The 12,261-nt window shown below is 57.0% G+C and carries 11 protein-coding genes; 7 read left to right on the forward strand and 4 right to left on the reverse strand.

The annotated features are described in order from the left end of the window. Nucleotides 1-400: 400 nt before the first annotated feature. Complete coding sequence (gene pyrG / locus MYY08_RS15175) at nt 401-2,038, forward strand: glutamine hydrolyzing CTP synthase (RefSeq protein WP_038624465.1); 1,638 nt, start codon at nt 401-403, stop codon at nt 2,036-2,038. Nucleotides 2,039-2,116: 78 nt separating this feature from the next. Further along, nucleotides 2,117-3,412, forward strand: coding sequence for a phosphopyruvate hydratase (eno, locus tag MYY08_RS15180; RefSeq protein WP_038624466.1), 1,296 nt, complete (start codon nt 2,117-2,119; stop codon nt 3,410-3,412). 76 nt (nt 3,413-3,488) lie between these two features. Here the strand turns inward: eno and MYY08_RS15185 are convergent, their stop codons facing one another. Continuing rightward, on the reverse strand, nt 3,489-3,665 hold the full coding sequence (locus tag MYY08_RS15185) for a hypothetical protein (protein ID WP_156462400.1): 177 nt from the start codon (nt 3,663-3,665) through the stop codon (nt 3,489-3,491). A 36-nt stretch (nt 3,666-3,701) separates the two neighbouring features. On the opposite strand from MYY08_RS15185, the gene queE reads away from it, so the two are divergent. Continuing rightward, entirely contained in the window at nt 3,702-4,373 is a 672-nt protein-coding gene (queE, locus tag MYY08_RS15190; RefSeq protein ID WP_038624467.1) for a 7-carboxy-7-deazaguanine synthase QueE, read from the forward strand. 64 nt (nt 4,374-4,437) lie between these two features. Continuing rightward, nucleotides 4,438-5,745: an NAD(P)/FAD-dependent oxidoreductase gene (locus MYY08_RS15195; protein ID WP_288014792.1), complete on the forward strand. Its 1,308-nt coding sequence runs from the start codon at nt 4,438-4,440 to the stop codon at nt 5,743-5,745. A gap of 7 nt (nt 5,746-5,752) precedes the next feature. Here the strand turns inward: MYY08_RS15195 and queD are convergent, their stop codons facing one another. After that, nucleotides 5,753-6,115, reverse strand: coding sequence for a 6-carboxytetrahydropterin synthase QueD (gene queD / locus MYY08_RS15200; protein WP_038624469.1), 363 nt, complete (start codon nt 6,113-6,115; stop codon nt 5,753-5,755). A 302-nt stretch (nt 6,116-6,417) separates the two neighbouring features. Here queD and cysJ point away from each other — a divergent pair, with 302 nt between their 5' ends. From cysJ to cysH, 3 genes are read left to right on the forward strand one after another with little or no spacing between them, the layout of a single operon-like run. Then, entirely contained in the window at nt 6,418-8,229 is a 1,812-nt protein-coding gene (gene cysJ / locus MYY08_RS15205) for an NADPH-dependent assimilatory sulfite reductase flavoprotein subunit (protein ID WP_288014794.1), read from the forward strand. Next, the gene (gene cysI, locus MYY08_RS15210) at nt 8,229-9,941 is read left to right on the forward strand and encodes an assimilatory sulfite reductase (NADPH) hemoprotein subunit (protein ID WP_038624472.1); all 1,713 of its coding nucleotides are present in this window, start codon (nt 8,229-8,231) and stop codon (nt 9,939-9,941) included. The genes cysJ and cysI overlap by 1 nt, the downstream gene beginning before the upstream one ends. 12 nt (nt 9,942-9,953) lie before the next feature. After that, nucleotides 9,954-10,685, forward strand: a complete 732-nt coding sequence (gene cysH / locus MYY08_RS15215) for a phosphoadenosine phosphosulfate reductase (protein WP_038624474.1) — start codon at nt 9,954-9,956, stop codon at nt 10,683-10,685. A gap of 111 nt (nt 10,686-10,796) precedes the next feature. On the opposite strand, the gene MYY08_RS15220 is transcribed toward cysH, so the two are convergent. Further along, nucleotides 10,797-11,081: a YciI family protein gene (locus tag MYY08_RS15220; protein WP_038624476.1), complete on the reverse strand. Its 285-nt coding sequence runs from the start codon at nt 11,079-11,081 to the stop codon at nt 10,797-10,799. Beyond that, the gene (locus MYY08_RS15225) at nt 11,081-12,115 is read right to left on the reverse strand and encodes an aminopeptidase (RefSeq protein WP_038624478.1); all 1,035 of its coding nucleotides are present in this window, start codon (nt 12,113-12,115) and stop codon (nt 11,081-11,083) included. The genes MYY08_RS15220 and MYY08_RS15225 overlap by 1 nt, the downstream gene beginning before the upstream one ends. Between the last annotated feature and the right edge of the window lie 146 nt (nt 12,116-12,261).

Genomic DNA, 12,261 nt, shown 5'->3' on the forward strand with positions numbered 1-12,261 from the left:
ATGCCGTTCCGCCGTTGGCCCGCCCCTCGGATGACCGGCGCCGTCAGGCTGTTAACAGCAGCAGGGGCTTAAAAGCCGCCCCGCTGCCGTCAGCAGGGCGAAGGCCGCTGCGTAAAGGCGTCGTCAATCCATCTCTGAACGAGTAAACGCCGAACAATGGGCTCTTAGCGCTCATATACTAAAAAGTGGATCGCCGCTTACTCGTTTCAGCTTTTAGTGAAAAAGTTCCGCTCCCTATGACGCAAATCAACCCTTCTTGCGTAAGGCTTCGCTAAGGTAGGCCGTCACGAGCAGTCGCGGCGGCGGAGAATGATCAATTGTGGCTAAGAGGTGAATCCGGTATACTGTTTTCCCGTCCTGGTTATTCCACCGTCTTTAAACCTCAACTCTCAGGTTCAGCATGACAACGAACTATATTTTTGTGACCGGCGGGGTCGTATCCTCTCTGGGTAAAGGCATTGCCGCAGCCTCCCTCGCAGCCATTCTTGAGGCGCGTGGCCTGAACGTGACCATCATGAAACTGGACCCGTATATCAACGTGGATCCCGGCACGATGAGCCCGACTCAGCACGGTGAAGTGTTCGTTACCGACGACGGCGCTGAAACCGACCTGGATTTAGGTCACTACGAGCGCTTTATCCGCACCCGGATGACGCGCCGCAATAACTTTACCACTGGCCGCATCTATTCTGAGGTGCTGCGCAAAGAGCGTCGCGGCGATTATCTCGGCGCCACCATTCAGGTTATTCCACATATCACCAACGCCATCAAAGAGCGCATCATCGAAGGCGGCGAAGGCCATGATGTGGTGCTGGTGGAAATCGGCGGCACCGTCGGTGATATCGAATCCCTGCCGTTCCTTGAAGCGATCCGCCAGATGGCGGTCGATGTGGGACGCGAACATACCCTCTATATGCACCTGACGCTTGTGCCGTATATGGCCGCGGCGGGTGAAGTCAAAACCAAACCGACTCAGCATTCCGTTAAAGAACTGCTTTCTATCGGCATCCAGCCGGACGTGCTGATCTGCCGTTCCGACCGCGCCGTGCCGGCTAACGAACGCGCAAAAATCGCGCTGTTCTGCAACGTGCCGGAAAAAGCGGTTATTTCGCTGAAAGATGTTGATTCCATTTATAAGATTCCTGGCCTGTTGAAATCTCAGGGGCTGGACGATTATATTTGTAAACGATTCAGCCTGAACGTGCCGGAAGCGAACCTCTCCGAATGGGAGCAGGTCATTTATGAAGAAGCGAATCCGGGCGGCGAAGTGACTATTGGCATGGTCGGCAAATATGTCGAACTGCCGGATGCTTACAAATCCGTGATTGAAGCGCTGAAGCATGGCGGCCTGAAAAACCGCGTGACGGTGAACATCAAGCTGATCGACTCGCAGGATGTGGAATCGCGCGGCGTTGAAGTGCTGAAAGATCTGGATGCGATCCTGGTGCCGGGCGGCTTCGGCCCGCGCGGTATCGAAGGCAAAATCCTGACCGCTCAGTATGCGCGCGAAAACAACATTCCTTACCTGGGCATCTGCTTAGGGATGCAGGTTGCGCTGATGGAGTTCGCCCGTAACGTTGCGGGCATGGCTGATGCCAACTCGACGGAATTTGTGCCAGACTGTAAATATCCGGTGGTGGCGTTAATCACCGAATGGCGTGATGAGAACGGCAATGTTGAAGTGCGTAGCGAACAGAGCGACCTGGGCGGCACCATGCGTCTCGGCAGCCAGCAGTGCCAGCTGACGGAAAACAGCCTGGTGCGCCAGATGTACGGCTCCGACACCATTGTTGAACGTCATCGCCATCGCTACGAAGTTAACAACATGCTGCTGAAGCCCATCGAAGCGGCGGGGCTGCGTGTTGCGGGTCGCTCAGGGGACAATCAGCTGGTTGAGATTATTGAAAACCCGAACCACCCGTGGTTTGTTGCGTGTCAATTCCACCCGGAATTCACCTCAACGCCCCGCGATGGTCACCCGCTCTTTGCCGGCTTTGTGAAAGCGGCAAGCGAGTACCAGAAGCATCAAGTGAAGTAAGCGTTTTTATAACAGCGCGCGAACTTTCCGCGCGCTGTTTGTCTGAGTTTTAGCTTAACTTGTACTGAGGAAAAACTAATGTCCAAAATCGTTAAAGTCATCGGTCGTGAAATCATCGACTCACGTGGTAACCCGACTGTTGAAGCTGAAGTTCATCTGGAAGGCGGTTTTGTAGGTATGGCTGCCGCGCCGTCAGGCGCTTCCACCGGTTCTCGCGAAGCGCTGGAACTGCGTGACGGCGACAAATCACGTTTCCTGGGCAAAGGCGTCACCAAAGCGGTAGCCGCAGTAAACGGCCCGATCGCTGAAGCTATTCTGGGTAAAGATGCAAAAGATCAGGCGAACATCGATAAAATCATGATCGACCTGGACGGCACCGAAAACAAATCCAACTTCGGCGCTAACGCGATTCTGGCGGTTTCTCTGGCCAACGCCAAAGCTGCAGCCGCAGCGAAAGGCATGCCGCTGTATGAGCACATTGCTGAACTGAACGGCACGCCGGGCAAATTCTCTATGCCGCTGCCGATGATGAACATCATCAACGGTGGTGAGCACGCCGATAACAACGTCGACATCCAGGAATTCATGATCCAGCCGGTTGGCGCGAAAACCGTGAAAGAAGCGATTCGCATGGGTTCTGAAGTTTTCCATCATCTGGCGAAAGTGCTGAAAGGCAAAGGCATGAACACCGCTGTTGGCGACGAAGGCGGCTACGCGCCGAACCTGGGCTCTAACGCCGAAGCGCTGGCTGTTATCGCTGAAGCGGTAAAAGCGGCAGGCTACGAGCTGGGCAAAGACATCACTCTGGCGATGGACTGCGCGGCTTCTGAGTTCTACAAAGACGGCAAATACGTTCTGGCTGGCGAAGGCAACAAAGCGTTCACCTCTGAAGAGTTCACCCACTTCCTGGAAGATCTGACCAAACAGTATCCGATCGTTTCCATCGAAGATGGCCTGGACGAATCTGACTGGGAAGGCTTCGCTTACCAGACCAAAGTGCTGGGCGACAAAATCCAGCTGGTTGGCGACGATCTGTTCGTAACCAACACCAAGATCCTGAAAGAAGGCATCGAGAAAGGCATCGCTAACTCCATCCTGATCAAATTCAACCAGATCGGTTCTCTGAGCGAAACGCTGGCTGCAATCAAAATGGCGAAAGATGCTGGCTACACTGCCGTTATCTCTCACCGTTCAGGCGAAACCGAAGACGCAACCATTGCTGACCTGGCGGTAGGTACCGCAGCGGGCCAGATCAAAACCGGTTCTATGAGCCGTTCTGACCGCGTAGCGAAATACAACCAGCTGATTCGTATTGAAGAAGCGCTGGGTGCTAAAGCGCCGTTCAACGGTCTGAAAGAAGTTAAAGGTCAGTAATTGACCGACTGGCGGTGAATAACTTCGCCGCTCAGCTAAAGGCCCCGTTTTGACGGGGCTTTTTTTTAACTGCGTTTCAGGCAGCAGATATTTCGCCACAGGCCGATAAGGGTAACGCTTTTTCTTTGTGCGCGCTGACCCCTACCAAATTACCTGACGCCGCGCCCTGTTCGGCGATAAGACCCTGATTTTTTATCTTCAGTTTGTGCCTTTTCTCCTGAGGAGATTTGGCGTCCTTTGTTTCATCTGCCATAATCTGCGCCCTTATTTCTCCTGACGTGAGTGCGTAATGCAGTACCCGATTAATGAAATGTTCCAGACGTTGCAGGGCGAAGGTTTTTATACCGGCGTTCCGGCAATTTTTATCCGCTTGCAGGGATGCCCGGTTGGCTGCAGCTGGTGCGATACCAAACATACATGGGATAAGCTGGCCGATCGGGAAACGTCGCTGGGCGATATTCTGATAAAAACCGTAGAGAGCGACGCCTGGGGCGCCGCCGATGCCGACGCGCTGCTGGCGACCATCAAGCGTCAGCAGTGGACCGCGCGTCACGTAGTGATTACCGGCGGCGAGCCCTGCATTCATGACTTAACGCCGCTGACCGCCGCGCTGCAACAGGCAGGCTTCAGCTGCCAGATTGAAACCAGCGGCACGCATGAGGTGCAATGCTCGCCGGAAACCTGGGTGACGGTATCGCCGAAGGTGAATATGCGCGGCGGCTATGACGTGCTGAATCAGGCGCTGGCGCGCGCCGATGAGATCAAACATCCGGTGGCACGTCAGCGCGATATCGATGCGCTGGATGAACTGCTGGCGCGGCTTGAAGATGAAAAAGCGCGTATCGTCGCGCTGCAACCGATCAGTCAGAAAGAGGATGCGACGCGTCTCTGCATCGCGACCTGCATCGCGCGCAACTGGCGTCTTTCCATGCAGACCCACAAATACCTTAATATTGCCTGATTAACGCCCTTACCTGCGGGTGGTACACTCCTGTTTTCGGAGTATCCATACCAAAGGAAGGGTTATGAATCGTCTGCCGCTTAATCAAAATGTCTCCGGCTGGCTTAGCCAGCGCGCTCAGCCTGCCATTTTCCCTGCGTTGACCTCCACGACGGAGGCTGACTGGGTGGTGATCGGCGCCGGTTATGCCGGCCTGGCCTTCGCCCGACGGCTGGCAATGCTGAAACCGGCATGGAAAATCGCAGTGCTGGAAGCCGGCACGGCTTATGACAGCGCATCCGGCAGAAACTCCGGTTTTATTATCGGCCTGCCGCACAATATCGGCAGTTCAACGGCGGAGCTAAAAAAAGCCCATGCGTATCGCCAGTTGTTGCAGGCGGGCATACAGTGGCTGAAGACGCTGGTGGATGAGCATCACATCAAGTGCGAATGGCAAGCCGCCGGAAAATACCATTGTCAGGTCGCGCCAGGACAGGACAAAATTTTGCGGGCTTACTGCGACAGTCTCGCGCAGATGGCGGAAGAGTATCAACAACTCGATACCGACGCTTTACAGGAAAAACTGGGTACGCGCTTTTATCACAAGGCCATTTTTACGCCGGATACGGTACTGGTGAATCCAGCGCTACTGATCGCCGGCCTGGCGGATACGCTGCCTGAGAATGTTAAGCTCTGGTATCACAGCCCGGCGCTCGCCATCGATTATCATCACGGCGTGACGGTGTATACCGCGACGGGCGCGGTACGGGCGAAAAAGGTGATGCTGGCGACCAATGCCCTGTCGGGCAACCTGCTGCCCGGCCTCCGTCGTCAGGCGGCGATGGGCACCTTTGCCAGCCTGACGCCGCCGCTTAACGAAGCGCAGTTGGCCCGGCTGCCGAAAATGGCGAGCTGGGGCTTAACGCCGGTGAATGCGATAGCAGGCGCCACGCTTCGTTTTACCCAGGAGCGTCGGTTCCTGATTCGCCAGCATGTCATTCCGGCGCTGAACGGCGTTATCAGCGCGCGTCATACGCGGCAGGCGGCCCGTCTGCATCAGCAGCTATTTCGCAAAATCTATCCGCAGCTTCACGATCTGTCCTTCAGTCATTGCTGGTCGGGCACCATTAGCGTCACGCGAAACGGTGCGCCGCAGTGGGGAAAAATCAATGATTTTCTCTACACCGCTGGCGGTTGTAACGGGGCGGGGATTTCAAAGCAGACGATCGCGGGCCTTCTGTTGGCGGATTACGTCGCAGGCGAAGATAATCCATTGCTCGCGCAGATGCAGGCGCTGGGCAAAGCCAACTGGCTTCCCCCGTCGCCTGTACTGGATATGGCGATCAACGGCGCGCTGCTGAAAGAACGCTGGACAGGAAGAAAAGAGCGTTAAGCGACGGCTATTCGCCGCGATAGACGCAGCCGGCGGTGCAGGTTTCTTTGATCATCACCGCGCTCAGCAGCGGCACGACCGGCTTCATCTGCTGCCAAATCCACTGCGCCAGCACTTCGCTGGTAGGATTCTCCAGGCCCGGAATATCGTTCAGGTAGTAGTGGTCCAGGCGATCGTAGAGCGGTTTGAACGCGGCCTTCAGCTCGGCGAAATCCATAATCCAGCCGGTATAGGGATCAACGTCGCCGGTGATTTCAAGACGCACCAGGAATGAGTGACCGTGTAAACGTCCACATTTGTGGCCCTCAGGTACGTGCGGCAGACGGTGTGCGGCTTCGAACTGGAAATCTTTAAAAAGCGTGGTTGCCATGTTTGATGTCTCAATTGTTGCAAAAACCGGCGAAGTCTACCGGAAAACGAGATTTTTCGCACCCGTTTCCCCGCTCTGGCCCCTTTTAGGTGCATTCAAAAATGCATCCAAGATTAAGCTTTTGATTGATAACGTTATTTTTAAACAGTTAAAACGTTAAGCATTACCGCTAAAAGTGTTTAGGCGTTTTGGTTATTTATTATTTCTAACCCTTATTTACCGGTTAATATGCGACTCGGTAACCTACCTCATCTCCCGTCTCTGAACGGTTTGGAACCATTGATACTGGAATTCTCAAGGCAATGACGACTCAGGCACCCCCAGGTTCTTTGCTCCCGCTTAACCCGGAGCAGCTCGCCCGCTTGCAGGCGGCGACCAATGATTTAACGATTACGCAGCTGGCATGGATCTCCGGCTATTTCTGGGGGCGGGTCAACCAGACCCCTGAAGTCGGCTCTGCCGCTCAGCTTATCGCCGCGCCCGCCGAGACGCCGACCATTACGCTGCTCTCCGCCTCGCAGACCGGCAACGCGCGCCGTGTAGCGGAACAGCTGCGCGATGATCTGCAGGCGGCGAAGCTGAACGTGAAGCTGGTAAATGCCGGCGACTATAAATTCAAGCAAATCGCGCAGGAGAAACTGCTGCTGATCGTCACCTCGACGCAGGGCGAAGGCGATCCGCCGGAAGAGGCGGTCGCGCTGCATAAATATCTGATGTCGAAAAAAGCGCCGAAGCTGACCGATACTGCATTTGCGGTCTTCGGTCTGGGCGATACCTCCTACGAATTTTTCAGCAAGGCCGGGAAAGATTTCGATAGCCGCCTGGCCGAGCTGGGCGGCGAGCGCCTGCTGGAGCGCGTTGACGCGGATGTGGAATTCGCCGCCGAGGCGGAGAAGTGGCGTAAAGCGGTCGTCGCGCTGCTGCAACAGCGCGTGCCGACGGAAACGCCTGCCCAGGCCGCCGCCACCGCGAGCGGCAGCGTCAACGAAGTTTTCACCACGCCTTATACGCGTGATGAGCCGCTGACGGCCACGCTGTCGGTGAATCAGAAAATCACCGGTCGTGGTTCGGATAAAGACGTGCGCCATATTGAAATCGATCTGGGCGACGCCGGGCTGCGCTATCAGCCGGGCGACGCGCTTGGCGTCTGGTATGAAAACGATCCGGCGTTGGTGAAAGAGCTGACCGAGCTGCTCTGGCTGCGCGGCGATGAGAGCGTCGAGGTAAAAGGCCAGACGCTGCCGCTGTCGCTGGCTTTACAGCAGCATTTTGAACTGACGGTGAACACGCCGCAGATCGTGGAACAGTATGCGAAGCTGGTGCGCAACGAGCGTCTGCTGGCGCTGGCGGCGGATAAAGCGCAGCTGCAACACTACGCGCAGACGATGCCGATTGTTGATATGGTACGTCAGGCGCCTGGCGAGCTGAACCCGGAGCAGCTGCTGTCGCTGTTGCGTCCGCTAACGCCGCGCCTTTACTCCATCGCCTCTTCACAGGCGGAGACGGAGAGCGAAGTCCACATTACCGTCGGCGCGGTGCGTTATGAGATCGATGGCCGTCAGCGCGCCGGCGGCGCCTCCAGCTATCTGGCCGATCGGCTGCAGGAAGAGGGCGAAGTGCGGGTGTTTATCGAACACAACGATAACTTCCGTCTGCCCGCCGATCCCGACGCGCCGGTGATCATGATCGGGCCGGGCACCGGCATCGCGCCGTTCCGCGCCTTTATGCAGCAACGTGAAAACGACGGCGCCGGCGGCAAAAACTGGCTGTTCTTCGGCAACCCGCACTTCACCGAGGATTTCCTCTATCAGGTGGAGTGGCAGAGATATGTCAAAGATGGCTTACTGACCAATATCGATTTAGCCTGGTCGCGCGACCAGCAGCATAAGATCTACGTACAGGACAAAATCCGCGAGAAAGGCGCGGAAGTGTGGCGCTGGTTACAGGAAGGCGCCCACATTTATGTCTGCGGCGACGCCAACCGTATGGCGAAAGATGTCGAGCAGGCATTACTGGAAGTGGTGGCTGAACAGGGCGGCATGGACCTTGAATCGGCCGATGAATTTTTAAGTGAGCTGCGCATTGAGCGCCGTTATCAGCGAGACGTTTACTGATGAGTGAAAAACACCCTGGACCGCTGGTCGTCGAAGGAAAGCTTTCCGATGCGGAGCGCATGAAAAAAGAGAGCAATTTTCTGCGCGGCACCATCGCGGAAGATTTGCAGAATGGCCTGACCGGCGGCTTTAGCGGCGACAACTTCCTGCTGATCCGCTTTCACGGCATGTATCAGCAGGATGATCGCGATATTCGCGCCGAACGCGCCGAGCAGAAGCTGGAGCCGCGTCACGCCATGATGCTCCGCTGTCGTCTGCCCGGCGGCATCATCACGCCGAAACAGTGGCTGGCGATTGAGAAATTCGCGGCGGAAAACACCCTGTACGGCAGCGTGCGTCTCACCAACCGTCAAACCTTCCAGTTTCACGGCATTCTGAAAAAGAACGTGAAGCCGGCGCACCAGATGCTGCACGAAGTTGGGCTGGACGCCATCGGCACTGCCAACGATATGAACCGCAATGTGCTGTGCAGTTCCAACCCGATTGAGTCTGCCCTGCATCAGGAAGCATACGAGTGGGCGAAGAAAATCTCCGAGCATCTGCTGCCGCGTACCCGCGCCTATGCGGAAATCTGGCTGGATGAGAAAAAGGCGGCGACCACCGACGAGGAGCCGATCCTCAGCTCTACCTATCTGCCGCGTAAGTTTAAAACCACCGTCGTAGTGCCGCCGCATAATGACGTCGACCTGCACGCCAACGATATGAACTTTATCGCTATCGCGGAAAACGGCAGGTTGATCGGCTTTAACCTGCTGGTGGGCGGCGGCCTTTCTATAGAACACGGCAACAAAGAGACTTACGCCCGCACCGCCAGCGAGTTTGGTTTCCTGCCGCTGGATAAAACCCTGGCGGTGGCGGAGGCGGTGGTGACGACCCAGCGCGACTGGGGCAATCGCACTAACCGTAAAAACGCCAAAACCAAATATACGCTTGAGCGCGTCGGCGTGGAGACCTTTAAAGCGGAAGTGGAAAAACGCGCCGGGATGACCTTCGGCCCGATCCGCCCGTATACATTCACTACCCGCGGCGATCGTTTCGGTTGGGTGAAAGGGATCGACAATAAGTGGCATTTGACGCTGTTTATTGAAAATGGCCGCCTGCTGGATTATCCGGGACGTCCGCTGAAAAGCGGCGTGGCGGAGATCGCGAAGGTGCATCAGGGCGACTTCCGCCTGACCGCCAACCAGAACCTGATCGTCGCTGGCGTGCCGGAAAGCGAAAAAGAGCGTATCGAAGCGATTGCCCGCGCGCACGGCCTGATGGAAAACGTCACTGCGCAGCGCGAAAACTCCATGGCCTGCGTAGCGTTCCCAACCTGCCCGCTGGCGATGGCCGAGGCGGAACGTTTTCTGCCTGCCTTTGTTACGCGCGTCGAAGAGATCATGACGAAGCACGGCGTCGGCGATGAGCATATCGTACTGCGCGTTACCGGCTGTCCGAACGGCTGCGGCCGCGCGATGCTGGCGGAACTGGGGCTGGTAGGCAAAGCGCCGGGCCGCTACAACCTGCATCTCGGCGGCAACCGCATCGGTACGCGCATTCCGCGCATGTACCGCGAAAACATTACCGAAGATGAGATCCTCGCCGTTATCGATGAACTGGTGGGACGCTGGGCGCAGGAGCGCGCACCGGGCGAAGAGTTTGGTGATTTCACTCTGCGCGCCGGCATTGTCAAACCGATCGTCGATCCGGCGCGGGATTTCTGGGAATAAACGGAGGAGAGCATGTCTGTACTCGATCTCGCAGCACTGAATGCGTTGCCCAAGATAGACCGCGTTATGGCGTTAGCCGACGTCAACACGCAGCTGGAAAAGCTGTCCGCCGAAGATCGCGTGATCTGGGCGCTGGAGAACCTGCCGGGCGAGTTTGTTCTCTCTTCCAGCTTCGGCATTCAGGCGGCGGTATCGCTGCATCTGGTCACGCGCCAGAAGCCGGACATGCCGGTGATCCTGACCGATACCGGCTACCTGTTCCCGGAAACCTATCGCTTTATCGACGAGCTGACGGAGAAGCTGAGCCTGAACCTGAAGGTATTCCGCGCCGAGCAGTCTCCGGCATGGCAGGAGGCGCGCTACGGCAAACTGTGGGAGCAGGGCGTCGAAGGGCTTGAGCGCTATAACGAAATCAATAAGGTCGAGCCGATGAACCGCGCGCTGGAAACGCTGCGCGCGCAGAGCTGGTTCGCGGGTTTACGGCGCGAACAGTCCGGCAGCCGCGCTAATCTGCCGGTGCTGGCGGTGCAGCGCGGCGTATTCAAGGTGCTGCCGATTATTGACTGGGACAACCGTCAGGTTTACCAGTACCTGCAGCAGCACGGCCTGCATTATCATCCGCTGTGGGACGAAGGCTACCTTTCGGTGGGAGATACCCACACCACGCGTAAGTGGGAGCCGGGCATGGCGGAAGAAGAAACGCGCTTCTTTGGTCTGAAGCGTGAATGCGGCCTGCATGAGTAGGCGGCGTACCCGCGCTTAAACGCAGCAGGCGGTCTTCGGACCGCCTGTTTTATTTTAACGCTTTGGGAATGACGTCATGCCTGCGCAAGCTTTTTCGCAGGTCTGCGCGCCTTACCCTTCCGCCAGCGCCTTCAGCGCTTCAGTGGTCATCGATACGTTGACCTTAATCACTTCGTACTGCGCCACCGCCACGAACGGATCTTCGCCGAGAATGGTATCCAGACGATTGCGATCGATATCTTTCGCCAGGATCATGCCGCCGTTACGCGGATCTTTACGGCCGGCGGCCAGAAACACGCCCGCTTCGAAATAGCGCTTTACCCAGTCGATATGCGCTGGCGTCAGCGCCTCGACCTCTTCCATCGGTCGGTGATAGCTCAGGTTGATAACGTACATTATGTCTCCTTTTTTACGCGGGGAGGATTAGCCAGTTCGCTAATCAGAGGAAGCAGGATGCGCACGCTGTCCCGCGTTCGGACGCTGATGCGGCCTGGCAGCCATTGGTCAAGATAGTTCAAATTATCCACCCCGGTTTGATGATGGCTGGTGCCCTGGGGGAAATGACGGGAAACGGCGCGCTGCTGGCCGCCGTCTTTCTTGCCTAACGCCCAGTTGGTGGCCCGCACCGTCAGCAGCGGAAAACCGGCCTGGTCGAACGCATTCGACTCAGGGGAGGCGACGCTGTGGGGCGGACGCTTATCGGCGCTGATGCCGTAGCGGTGGGCGATATCAAGCGCCCGATCGCGCGTCTGCTTGATCACCGCCGAAGCGGTATTCTTGCCGCTGTTAAAGTAGAGCTTGTCGCCGACGATCAGGCTATTCAGATCGATCACCAGCAGGGTATTTTTACGATCGGCGGCTTTCATGCGCGCGATATAGTCGTCGCGGCCGTGCAGCTCATCCTGCCAGGCGCTGAGCGCCACAAAGCGAATACCGTAGTGCAGCGGCGTATGGCTCAGCTGCTGCGCCAGCTCCAGCATGACGCCCAGACCCGATGCGTTATCATCCGCGCCCTGCAAACGTAACCCGCCGAGGTTTTTCTCCGCCTCGGCTTCACTGAGCGGACGCCAGGTATCGAGATGGGCGACCACCAGAATCTCCTGCGGCACCTCGCCGGCGCGGGCGGCGATAACCGAGGTGGCGGTCAGATTGCGCCAGTGCGTTTTGCCGTCGTTGCCGCGCCACGGCGCTTTGGTATTAAAATTGCGCTTGTCGCTTTGATAGCCCATCTCCGCAAACAGCTGCTGGAGATAGTCGGCAGTAAGCATTTCCGCCGGGCTGCCCGCCATGCGGCCGGGGAACCAGGTGGCGATATGACGTAATTGCTGTTCGGCAAACTGGCCGGCCACGGGCGCGGCGGCGCCGACCGGCAGACTGATACCGCAGCTGAGCAGCGCGGCCAGCGCAGTCAGGCGGAGGAAGGAAAACATACCTGAGTCCTTAAACGTCATCCCATGACGCTGAAGCGAAATAATTTTGCACCGATAGTATGAAATTGTGACGCGCATTGCACAATTTCAATCGTTCTTAAATGCCCGAAATATCACTTGTTAAGCACCTTTTGTTCGAAGCTCTG

This window comes from Mixta sp. (genome assembly GCF_024610815.1).
In the GTDB taxonomy this organism is placed as follows: Bacteria; Pseudomonadota; Gammaproteobacteria; order Enterobacterales; family Enterobacteriaceae; genus Mixta; species Mixta calida.